14 protein-coding genes, 1 pseudogene and 1 riboswitch are annotated in these 14,801 nt (G+C 72.5%); of the genes and pseudogenes, 6 read left to right on the forward strand and 9 right to left on the reverse strand.

Going from position 1 to position 14,801, the window contains the following annotated elements; all coding sequences use genetic code 11:
• Positions 1 to 61 precede the first annotated feature (61 nt).
• From WAB15_RS05685 to WAB15_RS05695, 3 genes are all read right to left on the reverse strand, one after another.
• The gene (locus tag WAB15_RS05685; RefSeq protein ID WP_407285550.1) at positions 62 to 2,503 is read right to left on the reverse strand and encodes an FAD-dependent oxidoreductase; all 2,442 of its coding nucleotides are present in this window, start codon (positions 2,501 to 2,503) and stop codon (positions 62 to 64) included.
• Positions 2,504 to 2,590: 87 nt separating this feature from the next.
• Positions 2,591 to 3,676, reverse strand: coding sequence for an S-(hydroxymethyl)mycothiol dehydrogenase (locus WAB15_RS05690; RefSeq protein ID WP_407285551.1), 1,086 nt, complete (start codon positions 3,674 to 3,676; stop codon positions 2,591 to 2,593).
• A gap of 189 nt (positions 3,677 to 3,865) precedes the next feature.
• Positions 3,866 to 4,669 carry an IclR family transcriptional regulator gene (locus WAB15_RS05695; protein WP_399147427.1) on the reverse strand — a complete coding sequence of 268 codons (804 nt, stop codon included), beginning with the start codon at positions 4,667 to 4,669 and terminating at the stop codon, positions 3,866 to 3,868.
• A gap of 168 nt (positions 4,670 to 4,837) precedes the next feature.
• Here WAB15_RS05695 and WAB15_RS05700 point away from each other — a divergent pair, with 168 nt between their 5' ends.
• Together WAB15_RS05700 and WAB15_RS05705 are read left to right on the forward strand one after the other, a co-directional pair.
• Entirely contained in the window at positions 4,838 to 5,158 is a 321-nt protein-coding gene (locus WAB15_RS05700) for a bifunctional 3-phenylpropionate/cinnamic acid dioxygenase ferredoxin subunit (RefSeq protein ID WP_399147426.1), read from the forward strand.
• A complete protein-coding gene (locus WAB15_RS05705) occupies positions 5,155 to 6,324 on the forward strand; it encodes an NAD(P)/FAD-dependent oxidoreductase (RefSeq protein WP_407285552.1) in 1,170 nt (389 codons plus the stop codon). Before WAB15_RS05700 ends, WAB15_RS05705 begins: the two co-directional genes overlap by 4 nt.
• Positions 6,325 to 6,353: 29 nt before the next feature.
• Here the strand turns inward: WAB15_RS05705 and WAB15_RS05710 are convergent, their stop codons facing one another.
• The 3 genes from WAB15_RS05710 to WAB15_RS05720 all read right to left on the reverse strand — a co-directional run bounded on the left by WAB15_RS05710 (position 6,354) and on the right by WAB15_RS05720 (position 9,427).
• Positions 6,354 to 7,181, reverse strand: a complete 828-nt coding sequence (locus WAB15_RS05710; protein WP_407285553.1) for an SDR family NAD(P)-dependent oxidoreductase — start codon at positions 7,179 to 7,181, stop codon at positions 6,354 to 6,356.
• Positions 7,182 to 7,307: 126 nt separating this feature from the next.
• Positions 7,308 to 8,162, reverse strand: coding sequence for a bifunctional 5,10-methylenetetrahydrofolate dehydrogenase/5,10-methenyltetrahydrofolate cyclohydrolase (locus tag WAB15_RS05715; RefSeq protein ID WP_407285554.1), 855 nt, complete (start codon positions 8,160 to 8,162; stop codon positions 7,308 to 7,310).
• Between the two features lie 21 nt (positions 8,163 to 8,183).
• A riboswitch (ZMP/ZTP riboswitch) is annotated at positions 8,184 to 8,272 on the reverse strand.
• A gap of 39 nt (positions 8,273 to 8,311) precedes the next feature.
• A complete protein-coding gene (locus tag WAB15_RS05720) occupies positions 8,312 to 9,427 on the reverse strand; it encodes a hypothetical protein (RefSeq protein WP_407285555.1) in 1,116 nt (371 codons plus the stop codon).
• Between the two features lie 162 nt (positions 9,428 to 9,589).
• On the opposite strand from WAB15_RS05720, the gene WAB15_RS05725 reads away from it, so the two are divergent.
• From WAB15_RS05725 to WAB15_RS05740, 4 genes and pseudogenes are all read left to right on the forward strand, one after another.
• On the forward strand, positions 9,590 to 9,907 hold the full coding sequence (locus WAB15_RS05725; RefSeq protein ID WP_399147421.1) for a hypothetical protein: 318 nt from the start codon (positions 9,590 to 9,592) through the stop codon (positions 9,905 to 9,907).
• Positions 9,908 to 10,002: 95 nt separating this feature from the next.
• Entirely contained in the window at positions 10,003 to 10,227 is a 225-nt protein-coding gene (locus WAB15_RS05730; protein ID WP_399147420.1) for a hypothetical protein, read from the forward strand.
• A 104-nt stretch (positions 10,228 to 10,331) separates the two neighbouring features.
• Positions 10,332 to 11,564, forward strand: a complete 1,233-nt coding sequence (locus tag WAB15_RS05735; RefSeq protein WP_399147419.1) for an SPFH domain-containing protein — start codon at positions 10,332 to 10,334, stop codon at positions 11,562 to 11,564.
• Positions 11,565 to 11,579: 15 nt separating this feature from the next.
• Positions 11,580 to 11,852, forward strand: a pseudogene (locus WAB15_RS05740) (PPOX class F420-dependent oxidoreductase); the annotation flags it as partial.
• 6 nt (positions 11,853 to 11,858) lie between these two features.
• Here the strand turns inward: WAB15_RS05740 and dacB are convergent.
• From dacB to WAB15_RS05755, 3 genes are all read right to left on the reverse strand, one after another.
• Positions 11,859 to 13,433 carry a D-alanyl-D-alanine carboxypeptidase/D-alanyl-D-alanine-endopeptidase gene (dacB, locus tag WAB15_RS05745; protein ID WP_407285556.1) on the reverse strand — a complete coding sequence of 525 codons (1,575 nt, stop codon included), beginning with the start codon at positions 13,431 to 13,433 and terminating at the stop codon, positions 11,859 to 11,861.
• Positions 13,434 to 13,696: 263 nt separating this feature from the next.
• The gene (locus WAB15_RS05750; RefSeq protein ID WP_399147417.1) at positions 13,697 to 14,011 is read right to left on the reverse strand and encodes a hypothetical protein; all 315 of its coding nucleotides are present in this window, start codon (positions 14,009 to 14,011) and stop codon (positions 13,697 to 13,699) included.
• Between the two features lie 54 nt (positions 14,012 to 14,065).
• On the reverse strand, positions 14,066 to 14,725 hold the full coding sequence (locus WAB15_RS05755; RefSeq protein WP_407285557.1) for a TetR/AcrR family transcriptional regulator: 660 nt from the start codon (positions 14,723 to 14,725) through the stop codon (positions 14,066 to 14,068).
• Positions 14,726 to 14,801 lie beyond the last annotated feature (76 nt).

The raw sequence follows: 14,801 nt of genomic DNA on the forward strand, positions 1-14,801 counted from the left end.
TCTGAGGTGTGCGGGCCCGTCCGACCCCGATCCACCGGACGGGGCCCGCAAGGGTGTCTCGCTAGCGGCGGATGCGGGTCATCTTCGGGTCGAAGAGCGGCTCCTCGGCGACGGTCGCCGGGACCTTCTCGCCGAAGTACTCGATGTGCACACCGGTACCGGTGGCGAGCGGCGGCAGCCAGGCGTAGGCGACGCAGCGGCCCAGCGTGTAGCCGTACGAAGCGCTGGTCACATAGCCGGCGGGCACACCGTCGAGGTACACCGGCTCCTTGCCCAGGACGTTGGCGGCGGGGTCGTCGAGCAGCAGCGCGGTCAGCTTGCGGGTGAGGGGGCGGTTCGCGTCGAGGGCGGCCCGGCCCACGAACTCCTTGTCCGCCCGGACCGCGAAGCCGACCCCCGCCTCGTACGGATCGTGCTCGGCGGTCATATCGGCGCCCCAGGCGCGGTAGCCCTTCTCCAGGCGCAGGCTGTTGAAGGCCGAGCGGCCGGCCGCGATCACGCCGAGCCCCCGACCCGCCTCCCACAGCGTGTCCCAGAGCCGCAGTCCCAGGTCGGCGGTGGTGTACAGCTCCCAGCCCAGTTCACCGACGTACGACAGGCGCATCGCCGTCACCGGTACATGGCCCAGGTGGGTGCGCCTCGCGCGGAAGTAGCCGAAGCCCTCGTGGGAGAAGTCGTCGCGGGCCAGCGGCTGGACGAGGTCGCGGGCCAGCGGCCCCCACACGCCGATGCAGCAGGTGCCGGAGGTGATGTCACGGACCTCGACGCCGTCCGGTGCGTGCCGCAGCAGCCAGTCGAGGTCGGCCGGGGAGTTGGCGCCGATCTGGAAGCGGTCGGGGGCCAGACGGGCGACGGTGAGGTCGGAGCGGATGCCGCCGGACTCGTCCAGGAGCAGGGTGTAGGTGACCGCGCCCGGCCTCTTGCGGAGGTTGTTGGTGGTCATACGGTCCAGGAAGTCCAGCGCGCCCGGACCGGTGACCTCCAGCCTGCGCAGCGGGGTCATGTCGTACAGCGCGACCCTCTCGCGGGTCGCCCGCGCCTCGGCGGCGGCGATCGGCGACCAGTAGCGGGCGGACCAGGCGTCGCGTTCGGGGAGCCGAAGCCCCTCGGCGAGCGGGGCGTTGGCCTCGTACCAGTGGGGGCGCTCCCAGCCGCCGCTTTCGAGGAAGTACGCGCCGAGCTGCTGCTGGCGTGCGTGGAAGGGGCTGGTGCGCAGCGGTCGGGGCTGCTCCATGGGCTGCAGGGGGTGGATGACGTCATAGACCTCGATGAAGTTCTGGGCGCCGCGGTCGGCGATATAGGCGGGCGATCGCTGGGCGTCCTCGAAGCGGTAGAGGTCGCACTCGTGGATGTCGGTGGTGGGCCGGCCGTCCGTCATCCACTCGGCGACGGCTTTGGCGACGCCCGCGGAGTGGGTGACCCAGACCGCCTCGGCGAGCCAGAATCCCCGCAGTTCACGGGATTCGCCGAGCACCGGCATCCCGTCGGGGGTGAAGGAGAAGACGCCGTTGAAGCCCTCGGCCACGCGGGAGGCGCCCAGCGCGGGCAGCAGGGTGACGCTGTCCTGCCAGCTCGGCGCGAAGTCGTCCTCGGTGAAGGGCAGCGACGACGGCATGACGGGAGCTTCGTCGAAGGCGGGGACGGTGAAGGGGTCGACGGGCATCGGGCGGTGGGCATAGGAGCCGATGCCGATGCGGTCGGTGTGCTCGCGGAAGTACAGATCGCGGTCCTGGAAGCGCAGGATCGGCCGGCTCGCCTCGGTGCGGGGGTCGTTGACGCCCGCGAGTTCGGGGAGCGGTTCGGTCGTGGCGTACTGGTGGGCGAGCGGGAGCAGGGGCACGTCCACCCCGGCCATCGCGCCGATCACCGGGCCCCAGAAGCCTGCGGCCGAGACGACATGGTCGGCGGGGAAGGTGCCCCGGTCGGTGCGGACGCCGGTGACGCGACCGTCCTCCCGCTCGATGCCGGTGACGGTGTGCCGTTCCAGGAAGCGGGCGCCGTGCCGCGCGGCCCGCTCCATCTGGGCGCGGCAGGCGAGAGTTGCGCGGGCCAGCCCGTCGTCGGGGGTGTGGAAGCCGCCGTGGAGCCTGGTCTCGTCGAGCATCGGCCAGAGCTGCTTGCACTGCCGCGGGGTGAGCAGTTCCCCCCGCACGCCCCAGGAGGCGGCGAGTCCGGCCTTGCGGTGCAGATCGGCCCAGCGGGCTTCTGTGGTGGCGACCTCCAGGCCGCCGACGGGGTGGAAGCAGGGCAGTCCGTCGGCCTCCAGGGAGCCGAACTTCCGCACCGTGTAGGCGGCGAACTCGGTCATGGTCTTGGAGGGGCCGGTCTGGAAGACCAGGCCCGGGGCGTGCGAGGTAGAGCCGCCGGGGGCCGGCAGCGGGCCCTGTTCGAGGACGGTGACGTCGGTCCAGCCGCGGGCGGTCAGCTCATCGGCGAGGGAGCAGCCGACGATGCCGGCGCCGATGACAACCACACGGGAACTGTTGGCGGGCGTACGGGACATGCCCCTCCTCCTGCTGGTCGGGGTGGTCGACGGGGGTGCTGTGCCGTTACCGGATCGGTGGGGTGCGGGGCACCCCCAGGGACGCCGCTACAGGACCACGACGGAGCGCAGCACCTGGCCGTCGCGCATCTTGTCGAAGGCGGACTCCACCTCGTCCAGGCCGATCGTCTCGGTGACGAACCCTTCGAGGTCGAGCCGTCCGCTGAGGTAACGGTCGATCAGAATGGGGAAGTCGCGGCTGGGCAGGCAGTCGCCGTACCAGGAGGACTTCAGCGCGCCACCGCGCGAGAAGAGGTCGATCAGCGGCAGCTCGATGCGCATCTCGGGGTCGGGGACGCCGACCAGGACCAGGGTCCCGGCCAGATCGCGCAGATAGAAGCCCTGGGTGAAGGTCTCGGGGCGGCCGACCGCGTCGATGACGACATCGGCGCCGTTGCCGCCGGTAAGTTGCCGTACGGCCTCGATGGCGTCCGCACCACGGGAGTTGACGGTGTGGGTGGCGCCGAAGCGGGTGGCGCCGTCCAGCTTCCGCTCGTCGATGTCGATCGCGATGACCCGGCGCGCCCCGGCGATCGAGGCGCCGGCGATCGCGGCGTTGCCGACCCCGCCGCAGCCGATGACGGCGACGGTGTCACCGCTGCCGACGGCCCCGGTGTGCACGGCCGCGCCGTACCCCGCCATCACCCCGCAGCCGATCAGCCCGGCCGCCTCGGGGCGCGCCGAGGGGTCGACCTTCACCGCCTGCCCGGCGGCGACCAGCGTCTTCTCGGCGAACGCCCCGATGCCGAGCGCGGGGCTGAGCGGGGTGCCGTCCAGGAGAGTCATCGGCTGGGCGGCGTTGCGGGAGTCGAAGCAGTACCAGGGCCGGCCGCGGCGGCAGGACCGGCAGCTGCCGCAGGGCGCCCGCCAGGCGAGTACCACGTAGTCGCCCGGGGAGAGTTCGGTGACGCCGGGGCCGACCGACTCGATGACGCCGGCCGCCTCATGGCCGAGCAGGAAGGGGAACGCGTCGTTGATCGCGCCGTCCCGATAGTGCAGATCGGTGTGGCAGACGCCGCAGGCCTGCACGGCGACGAGCACCTCGCCCGGACCGGGATCCGGCACCAGAATCGTCCGCAGCTCGACCGGTGCGCCGTGTTTCGCCGCGACGACGGCATGGACTTCGTGTGGCATGCCCTACCCCTCAGTGTTGCGCACTGCACGACTGGTTGCGCGATGAGAGACATAGTGGGAACGCCGCATCGGCACCGTCAAGGGGGTGCGGGCTAGCTGTTGGTAAAAGGCCTGTGACGCGTCCCGACACGACCGCGGGGCCGGAACAACCGCTCCGGCCCCGCCCGCGCACCCGTACCCGTCAGTCGCTCAACAGGCGTACCCCATCCGCCGCGAGAGCTCCTCGGCCGCGGAAACGGTGCCCTTGACGACCTCGGGCAGCCGCTCCTCGTCCAGCCGGTAGGCGGGCACCGAGACGCTGATCGCCCCGATCACCGAGCCGTCGTGCGCCCGCACCGGCGCCGCGACCGCGCGCAGCCCGAGTTCCAGCTCCTCGACCGCCACCGCGAATCCCCGCTCGACGACCTCCCCGAGCTGCCGGCGCAGCTCGGCTGCCGAGGTGACCGTCCGCTCGGTGAGCCGCGGCAGCTTCCGCCCCAGGACCGCCTCCTGGACCGGCGCGGGCTGGTACGCCAGCAGCGCCTTGCCGCTGGAGGTGGCGTGCAGCGGCGTACGCCGGCCGAGCCAGTTCTGCGCGGTGACCGAGGCCGGGCCGCGCGCCTGCATGATGTTGACCGCGGCATCGCTCTCCAGCACCGCGATGTTCACCGTCTCCCCCAGCTCGTCGGCCAGCTGCTTGCAGACCGCCGCGCCCTCCTGGGAGATGTCCAGCCGTACGGCCGCCGCACCGGCCAGCCGCAGCACACCGGCACCGAGGTAGTACTTGCCGCGCTCCTGCTCCTGCCCCACCAGCCCGCGGTTCTCCAACACGCCGAGCAGCCGGAACGCGGTCGACTTGTGCACACCCAGCTCGTCGGCGACCTCGGTCACCCCGGCCTCGCCCAGCCGCGCGAGGATCTCCAGGACGGTCACCGCCCGGTCCACGGACTGCACGGCGCTCGCGGGCCCCTTCGGCGGCCGGCCCTCCGCCCGCCCCTCCACGTTGTCCGTCATCTGTTGGATCTCACCACCTGGGAACCCGCTCGCGGGTCCGATTCCGTGCGCTCGGCATTTCCGGGGATCCCTTGACGCATACGCTCCCCGTCTGGATTCTGTTGCGCATAGCGCTTCATCGTGCGCAACGCGAAACTCGATGATACCGAACAGTAACAGGGGGGTCCTGTGATTCCTGTCTGCCACCTCGTCGACCTGCCCACAGGCGAGTCCGTACGCATCGACACCGCACCTCCGATCGCCGTCTTCAACGCCGACGGGCAGCTGTACGCCATCGACGACACCTGCACCCACCAGGACGCCTCGCTCGCGGACGGCTGGCTGGAGGGGTGTCTGGTCGAATGCCCGCTGCACGCCGCTTCATTCGATCTCCGCACCGGAGCGCCCACCTGCCTGCCCGCACGCCGGGCGGTACGCACCCATCCCGTCACCGTCGAGGACGGCATGATCTACGTCCACCACGCCGCCGAGGAGGGCACCGCCGCATGAACTCGGTCGCTGTCATCGGGGCCTCGCTGGCGGGGCTGTACGCCGCGCGGGCCCTGCGCGCCCAGGGGTTCGAGGGCCGCCTGGTGATCGTCGGGGTCGAGCGGCACCGCCCCTACGACCGGCCGCCGCTGTCCAAGGACTTCCTCACCGGCTCGGCCGGCCAGGAACAACTGGCCCTCGCCGACGCCGAGGAGATCGCCGAACTCGACGCCGAATGGCTGCTGGGCACCCGGGCCGTCGGGCTCGACACCGCCGCGGGTGCGGTGCTGCTCGACGGCGACCGGGCCCTGAGCGCCGACGGCGTGGTCATCGCCACCGGCGCCGCCCCCCGCCGCCTCGCCGGCTCCGCGCCCGGCGGAGCGCACACCCTGCGCACTCTCGACGACGCCCAGGCGCTGCGCGCGGACCTCGTCCGGGGCCCGGTCCGGGTCGTGGTGATCGGTGCCGGCTTCATCGGCGCCGAGGTCGCCGCCTCCTGCGCCGCCCTCGGCCATGACGTCACCGTCGTCGAGGCCGCGCCGCTGCCCCTCCTTGCCCCACTCGGCGACGAGATGGCCCGGATCTGCTCCGCGCTGCACGCGGACCACGGCGTCACCCTCCTCACCGGCACCGGCGTCGCCCGCCTGCACGGCGGCGGCACCGACGGGCGGGTCACCGCGGTCGAGCTGTCCGACGGCCGGCTGCTGCCCGCCGAGGTCGTGGTCACCGGCATCGGCGTACGCCCGAACACCGACTGGCTCGCCGGCTCCGGGCTGCCGCTCGACGACGGTGTGCGCTGCGACGCCGGCTGTGTCACCCCGCTCCCCAACGTCGTGGCCGTCGGCGATGTCGCCAGGGTGGCCGGCACCCGCGCCGAACACTGGACCAGCGCGACCGAGCAGGCCGCGGTGGCGGCCCGGAACCTGCTGGCCGGCAGCACCGTCGCCACCCACCGCGCGCTGCCCTACTTCTGGTCCGACCAGTACGGCGTACGCATCCAGTTCGCCGGCCGGCGGGGCCCCACCGACACCCCGCGCGTCCTCGAAGGCTCCCCCGACGACCGCAGCTTCCTGGCCTGCTACGAACGCGACGGACGCACCACCGCCGTCCTCGCCCTCAACCGGCCCCGCCCCTTCATGCGACACCGCCGCGAACTCGCCCGCGCCACCCAGCCGGCCACCACCTGACCTCCCGCCCAGGAAGGCGCCGCCCCATGTCAGCGGCCTCGGTCCTCCGCGCCTTCGCGGGGCTCCAGGCGGAAGTTGAACGCGGCGCCGCCGGTGTCGACGGCCGTGGCGCCGCCGTCGACGGTGAGCACCGCGCCGTTGACGAAGGACGCGGCAGGCGACAGGAGCCAGTCGATGGCCTCGGCGACCTCACGTGGCTCGCCGGGGCGGCCGACGGGGAGGAGCCGGGTGGCCTCCTCGTACGCGGCGTCGACGCCGCCGTCGAGACCGGACTCGTCGGCGAACCGCGCCATCCGCCGGTCGGCCATCTCGGTACGTACCCAGCTGGGGCAGACGATGTTGGCGCGCAGCCCCTCGCGTCCGTAGTCCACGGCGAGGGAGCGGCAGAGCTGGAGCAGGGCCGCCTTGGAGGTCGCATAGGCGGCGTTGCCGTCGCCGTTGCGCAGGGCGGAGACCGAGGCGACCGCGACGACGGCACCACGTGCCGCCAACAGGTGTGGCAGGGCGGCGCGTTGGAGGAGGAAGGGGCCGGTGACGTTGGTGGTCATGACGGCCTCCCAGTCCTCGATCGACAGATCGCCGACGGAGCCGCTGCGGGCGATACCGGCGTTGAGGACCAGACCGTCGAGCCGTCCGTACGCAGACACCGCGGCATCGACCAGGCCCTGGACGGCCTCGGGGTCGGCGGTGTCGGAGGGGTGGGCCAGGGCGCCGGTCTCCTCGGCGAGGCGGTGCAGCGGTTCGGGCCGGCGACCGGAGATCACCACCTGGTGGCCGGCCGCCCGCAGCAGCCGGGCGGTGGCGGCACCGATGCCCGTACCGCCGCCCGTCACGATGACAACGCGCTGTTCCGCCATGGTCGTTCGCCCTCCGCTTGATGATCGCTTACCGCCCTGGCGATCATACGGAGGGCGCTCGCCCGGCCGCCGCACACTTCCGGCCCCCTCCCACCCCGCCCCGCGCGGGACTACGGTGCCGCGCCGTCAGGCCGCCTTCAGCTGACGGGCCGCGGCGTCGACGGTCTGGGTGAGCAGGGTCGCGATGGTCATGGGGCCGACGCCGCCGGGGACCGGGGTGATCAGGGAGGCGAGGCCGCTCGCGGAGTCGAAGTCCACATCGCCGACGTTGCCGGGGTTGTAGCCGGCGTCGATGACGACGGCGCCGGGCTTGATGTGCTCGCCGGTGAGCAGACGGGGCCGGCCGACCGCGGCGATCAGGACGTCGGCCTGCCGGGTGATCGACGCGAGGTCGGCGGTGCGGGAGTGGCAGTAGGTGACGGTGGCGTTGCGGCCGAGCAGCAGCATCCCGACGGGCTTGCCGAGGATCGCGCTGCGGCCGACGACGACGGCGTGCTTGCCGGCCAGTTCGACGTCGTAGTGGTCGAGGAGGCGGAGGATGCCGCCCGGTGTGCAGGAGGCGAAGCCGTCGGCGCCGAAGCTCATCGTGGCGAAGGAGTGGTAGGTGACGCCGTCGACGTCCTTCTCGGGGGCGATGGCCTCGAACGCGGCGCGCTCGTCGATGTGCGGGCCGACCGGGTGCTGGAGGAGGATGCCGTGGACCGTCGGGTCGTCGGACAGCTCGGTGAGGGTGCCGACCAGCTCCGCGGTCGTGGTCTCGGCGGGCAGTGCGATATGCCGCGACCGGATGCCGGCCTTCTCACAGCGGGCGCGCTTCATCCGTACGTACGTCGCGGAGGCGGGGTCGTCACCGACCAGCACGGTCGCCAGGCAGGGGGCCTGGCCGGTCTGCCGGGTGAGGGCCGTCGCGCGCTTCGCGGCCTGCTCGACGATGCTGCGGGCCAGTGCGCTGCCGTCCATGAGGCGGGCGGTCGGGGACATCGGGTGCTCCTGAGCGTCGTGCGGGATCGCCCAGGCGCGCGGCAGTGGCCGGATGCGGCCGGGCCGCTCCCCGGTGGTACTCCACCCAAGCGCCAGTCACGGCCCGCCGACCACTGTAATCGACGGCGGAACGCTCCTGGGAGCCGGCGTCAGGTGCCCCCGTGGCCGCCCGGGGCCGGGGTGGGCGTGGGGGGCGTGGTGGCTTCCCATTGGCTGAGAATGCCGTCCCAGTCGTGCTGGGCGGTGGTAATGGCGCTGGGGTCCCAGGTGGCAGGAGAGGGCTGTTGCCCTTGGTACACCTGGTAGTCCTGGTAGCTCTGGTTGCCCTGGAAATTCTGATAGCCCTGGTACTCCTGGTAGCCCCGGTACTCCGCGTTGTTCTGGTAGCCGGCGTACTGCTGCTGCTTCCAGGGTTCGTGCTCGTACGTCTCCCGTGGGGGCTGCGATGGTCGCTCGCGCCAGGTCAGATGAGGGGTCTCGGACTGCGGGGAGGACTGGAGGGTGGCCATCCGGCGGTGGCGGCCGATGCGGTCCGGTGGAGTGGCCTGCGGGGTCTGGCGGTTCTCGGTGGACAGCTGCTGGGCGCGGGCCACGAGGAAGCGGACGTCGAGACCGAGTTCGGTGGCCAGGGCCGTGAGGTCGACCCCGGTGTGCCAGCTGCTCATCAGGATCGCGTCCAGGGCCGGCGCCCAGGCCGACTCGGTGGACAGGGGCCCGGTGCCCTGGGGTGCGGTGGCCTGAGTCGGGGGCGCCTGAGGTGGGGCGGCTTGGGGTGGAGTGGCCTGGGGCGCTGCGGCCTGGAGCGGGCCGGTCGCCGGTGCGCCGGTGTGGCCCGTCGGGGCCTGGCCGGGCGCGGCAGCCTGGCCCGCGGGGTGCGCGGCGGGGTGGGCGGTCTGCCCCTGCTGGTGGGCGGCGGCCGGCTGTGCGGGGACGTGCTCCCGGGCAACGGTCTGCTCGCCCGCGAGCGGCTGCTCGGTGGCGGGGTGGGCCGGCTGGGCGGGCTGGGCGAGCAGGCTCTTGGCGACCGCGCGGGCGTCGTCCTTGCCCACCGTGCGGCGGGCCAGGCGCACTTCGCGCTCGTCCAGGCCGAGCAGGTCCGCCACCACCGCATCGCTGCCCACGGTCACGGCGAAGGCGGCCAGCGTCCGCGACCGGCGGACCTCGGCCTCGTCGAGGAGTCCCTGCGTCCGGCGGACCTCGTCATCGCTGCTGCAAAACGCCTGTGCGAGTACCGCGTGGCGCTCCCACAACTCCCTCGGTTCCATGACTGCGACAACGTTCCTCCGTCCGGATTGGACTGCTTCCCGGCAATAGATCACTGCATGGGGTGATATTCGAGGGCGTTTCGCCCCCCACGGAAGGACGCATGTGCGGGGAGCCGCAAAAATACGCAGTGACCACAGGCCCCCAGGATCGTTTCAACGGCCATGAGCGCTCCTACCTCCGGCACCGTGGCAGGTCACGGACAGACTTCCCTCCCCCGCCCCGGCTCCATGCCCCGGTGGATCACCGCCGAGGTCGCCCGGCAGACGCCCCTGTACGCCACTCTGGTGCGGACGTGGACGGAGCGCGCCGCCACGGTACCCGGGGTCGCCGACCCCGAATGGCAGCGGCTGGTCTCGTACCGCTGTTTCATGGAGGAGACCGAGACCGCGCTGGCCGCCCTCCGGCCGCACCGCGCGCCCGACGTGCTGCCCGCGCGCCGCCCGGTCCCGGCCGCCCGGCCCGCCCGGCTGGACTCCTGAGCCGGCCGGATCGCCCGGAGTACCGTTGAGTTGTCGAGTTTTCCCGCTGTCCGGCTTCCGGGCCGACAGCGGCTTTGACCAGCGACGGAGCCCGGGTGAGCGCGAGGGATGACACGGACTTCGACCCGATCGGCGCGATCGGGCGGGTGACCGTCTCGATTCCGAGCGACGGACCGGGCGAGGTGCTGCTGCCCGTACGCGGCGGGACCGAGGCCTTCGCCGCCTGGTCCCGAGAGCCCATCGCCCGCCATACGCAGGTCGTCGTGGTGGACCACACCTCGGCGCGGTCGGTGATCGTCGCGCCGCTGCCGACCGACTGACCCGGACCGGAGCCCGTACGGCCGAGCCGAGGGTGCTTCCCCCGCGCTGCGCGGTCCCCGCCCGGAGTGCCCGAGGCCGGCCGCACCGGACCAGGAGCCTTGTGATGTTGTTCTGGCATGTTCCCGCGCCGAACGAGGCGCTGTTGATCTCCGGCTCGAAGCGCCGTGCGGGGGACGCGCAATTCCGTATCGTCACGGGCCATGGCTGCTGGGTCATGCCCGTCAAGCAGAAGGCGAGCGTGCTGTCGCTGTCGCTGCGGGAGGCGGAGATCTCCGAGGACTGCGTCACCCAGCAGGGCATCCGACTCGCCGTCCGGGCGGTCGCCGTCTTCAAGGTCGGCGACGACTCCACGTCGATCGCCAACGCCGCACGACGCTTCCTGAGCGAGCAGGACACCATGGAGGATCTGGTGGGGCGGATCTTCGCCGGCCACCTGCGCTCGATCGTCGGCGGGCTGACCGTCGAGCAGATCATCCGGGAGCGGGACCGGGTCGCCCAGGAGGTCAAGGACGGCAGTCACTCCGAGATGGAGAAGCTCGGCATCGTCGTCGACGCCCTGCAGATCCAGGAGATCGGCGACACCTCCGGCTACATCACCAACCTGGCCGCCCCGCACGCCGCGGCGGTCGCCAGCGCCGCGCGGATCGCCGAGGCGAAGGCCGACCAGGAAGCGACCGAGCGGGAGCAGGAGGCGGCGGCGCTCAAGGCGAAGTACGAACGGGACACCGCGATCAAGCGGGCCGGGTTCCTCGCCGAGACCGAGCAGTACAACGCCAGCGCCGCCCAGTCCGGCCCGCTGTCCCAGGCCAGGGCCTCGCAGCAGGTCATCGAGGAGCAGACCGCACTGGCCGAGCGGCAGGCCGCGCTGGCCGCCCAGCGCCTGGAGGCCGAGGTGCGCCGCCCCGCGGACGCCGAGGCCTACCGGCTGCGCACCCTGGCGGAGGCGCGGCGCGACCAGGTCCGCTTCGAGGCGGACGCCCGTGCCTACACCGAACGCACCCTCGCCCAGGCGCGCGCCGACGCCAACACCGCGCTCGCCGGCTCGCTCCGGGACGGCAACCAGGAGCTGATCGCCGCCAACCGCACGGTCGAGAACCTCCCGGCGCTGGCCCAGGCCGCCGCCGAGGGCATCTCCGGCTCCCGGCTGACCGTCCTCAACGGCACCGACGGCATCAACGAGATCGCCTCCGCCGTCGTCGGCCAGGGCCTGGCCATCCTCGACACCCTGAAGCAGGGACCCGCCACGGCGCCCACCACCGCCCCCGCCGCCGGCGCTCCCCCGATCGCCGACGGGGACGGTTCCCTCCCGCAGAAGGTCGCGCCTCCCGGAAGGTGACGGGCCGAAAGCGCGAACGAGGGCCGCAAGCGGCTGGAGCACGTCCGCCGCGATCCCCGGGTCACGCTCATCGTGCTCGACGAGGGCAACTGGTACACCCACCTCAGCCTGATCGGCCGGGTCGGGGAACTCCGGGGCGACCCGGAGCTGGCCGACATCGACCGGCTGGCCCGGCAGTACCTCCGGCGGCCGTACCCCCAGCGGGACCGCCGCCGGGTCAGTGCCTGGATCGAGATCGACCGCTGGCACGGCTGGGGCAGCCTGAAGGACAGCAGCCAGGCGGGGTGAGCCCGGCTACCGCTCGGCCGGTCCGCTCGTCTGCTGCAAGTAGGCCGCGACATCGGCCACATCGTTCGCGATCGCCAGGACACCGCCGATGTTCGCGCCCGCCGTCGAGGCACCGTTGACGCCGGCGAAGAACACGTCGAAGCGGTCCTTGCCCGTCTCCAGATAGCCGGCGGCGGTCTCGGCGCCCACGGCCAGCCGGTCGTTGAGGGCGTCACCGCCCGCCACGGTGCCGGTCTTGGCGAAGACCTTCCCGCGTGACGGGCAGTCACGGCAGGAGTCCGCCAGGGTCCCGTCGACGCCCAGGATCGGCAGCGAGGTGCGAAAGCGCTCCGCGTCGGCGGTGCGCTGCCAGTACGTCAGGAGCTGGGCCACGGCCCGTGGCGTGGTCCGGTCGACCGGGCTGCCGCCCCGGCCGTCCGCGAGCTGGACGGCCCGGCGGTCCACCTTCGCACCGTCCAGGAAGGCGGCGAGCACGGGGAATCCGTCCTGGCAGTCGGTCTTCCCCCGGCTCACGGCCATCAGGCAGATCCCGAGGTTCGCGCCGAGGTTGTGGCTCACCTTGAGGATCAGCTCGGCGTACTCGGCGTACGGCGGGGAGGTGTACCGGGCCACGGTGGGCGCGCCCTGGTAGGAGCGCGGCAACCGGGTGGTGGGGTTGGGGCCGACGGCGGGGGCGGTGACCTCGACCCCGGCCCGCTTCAGCGCCTCGATCATCGCCGTCCGGCCGAAGGCGTTCGGGTTTTTGACGGGGGACACTCGCAGGACGGGGGCGGAGCCGGCGGCGATGGTGCCGGACAGTTGGATCCGGGTGCCGTCGGCGGAGCCCTTGACGGCGATGTCGGTCGGCTTGCCGGCGGCGACGGTGCGGACGGCGGACGTGACCCGGTACGGCGCGACCTTCGGGCGCACCTCCAGGCCGGCCGGTGCGCCCGCTCCGCTGCCGGGGGAGGTCAACAGATCGATGACGTTGTCGTTGATGATCAGTGGGGTGGGCGTCGGATCGAGCGTCGGGTCCGGGCGGAACAGCCGGGCGTCGACGACCACATCGCCCTCGACCCGGCGGATTCCCGCGGCCCGCACCTGCCGGGCGAGTTGGTCGACACCGGCCAGCGGGTTCTGCGGGGTGAGGGTGGCGCCGGGGAGGTCGTTGGCGTAGGTGTGGTCGATGGTGGTGAAGGCGACGGTGCCGTTCTTGCGCGTCCGGCCGCCGAGCGTCAGATCCCCCTGCGCGACCAGGTCGAGATCGCCCTGGAGCGTCGCGTTGCGGCGCTTGCCGACGGCGTGGATCGGCGTGACGAAGCGGTGGTCGCCGCCCAGTGTGTGCCAGGTGCCGCTGACGCCGAACAGTTTGGCCGTGGATCCGGGGATGAAGAACTGATCGGCGTTACGGGACCGGGTCACCTTTCCGGTCTGCTCGTCCTGCTGGAACAGGCCCCACTCGGCGTGCCGGTAGGCGGGCTTGCGCAGGACCGCGGTGATGCGCGGATCGAGGGTCTCGTGGTCCGTGGGCGTGGGCGGGGTCGCCTGGACGAGGCCGGCGAGCACGGCGCCGACGGCCACCAGGAGGGCCAGGGCGCGCACGGTGCGCCGACGGTTCCTCCTACACGTGACGGATGGTGACATACGGACTCCACGAGGACGGATCGCGCTCGACGCCCCCGCCGGCCGGCGGCCGCCGGGGGTGGTCGCCGGGTACGGGCATGAAGGGCCGGACATCAGGGCGGGATGTGACGCTGCGTCGCATCCGATACGCCCCGGCAGTCGACTCCGACACGCCCTGGCCACGCGGCAGTGGGCCCGGGAGGGGAGTTCCCGGGCCCACTGGGTGGACGAGCTGGTGGGTGTCAGAGGATCCCGAGCAGCCCGAAGCCGAGCAGGCCGTCTCTGCCCAGGCCGTAGGGGAATCCGTGGGGGTGGAAGAGGTGACGCCCGTACTCGTAGCCGTCCTTCTTGTGGCCCTTGCCCTTCTTGCCCTTGTGGTCCTTGCTCTTGTTGCCGATGTGGCCCTGGCTGGCGGCGTGTGCCTTGCCGCAGTGCATGTCGCACATGGCGCGCTGCGTGCCGCTGGGTGACGCGGTGGCGGCGCCCGCAGCCGGCACGACCAGGACGGCCGCGGTCAACCCGGCCACTGCGAGGCCACGAGGGATCGAACGGAGCATGTTCCCACCTTCACTCGAATCTGCAGAAAAGGAATATCCTCTGCAAACGCGACGTTAGGCTGGCGTTTCACCCCGACGGTGGTGCCCCGCCGCGGAGTCACTGGAACGCAGCACGTCCGCCTCCTCCCCGCCGTCCGGCAGGCTTTCCAGCAGGCTTCCCAGCGCGCCCGTGACGAGCGCGCAGACCGTGTCGGGGTCGGCGCTCGCCAGAGGTTCCTTGGCGACCACCACACGCATCAAGCCAATTCCCAGCAGCCAGGACAGCGCCAGATCGGCGCGAAGTCCGCCGTTTTCGGAGCGGGAGAGCGTGGCGAGGACGTCCGCGTACTCCTCCCCCAGCCCCCGCAGCGCGTCCCCGATCTCGTCGCTGCCACCGATCGAGCGCAGGCAGACCTCCAGCGAACGGTCGGATTCCGCGCCGCCGGCCAGCATGCCGCGCAGCGCGACCTCGAACAGCCGGTCGGCGGGGGTGGTCCGCAGCTGCTCCTGCCCGCCGCGCGCCATCACCTCTCCGAACAGGGCCTTCTTCGATCCGAAGTAGCGGAACAGCAGGGCCTGGTTGGCCCCGGCCCGGGCCGCGATGTCCCGTACCGTCGCCCGTTCGTAGCCGCGCTCGGCGAAGAGTTCCGACGCCGCATCGAGCAGACGCAGCCGGGTGCCCTGCGCATCCCTGCGGTGCGCGCCCGCCGTGCCGCGCTGCGGGGTCTCCCCCATCGTCTCGTCACGCTCCTCTCTGTCGGACCGTCACCATGACGGCCACATCGCGTCGTTGACCGCCCCGAGGGAGCGG

The organism is Streptomyces sirii (assembly GCF_045690365.1).
In the GTDB taxonomy this organism is placed as follows: domain Bacteria; phylum Actinomycetota; class Actinomycetes; order Streptomycetales; family Streptomycetaceae; genus Streptomyces; species Streptomyces sirii.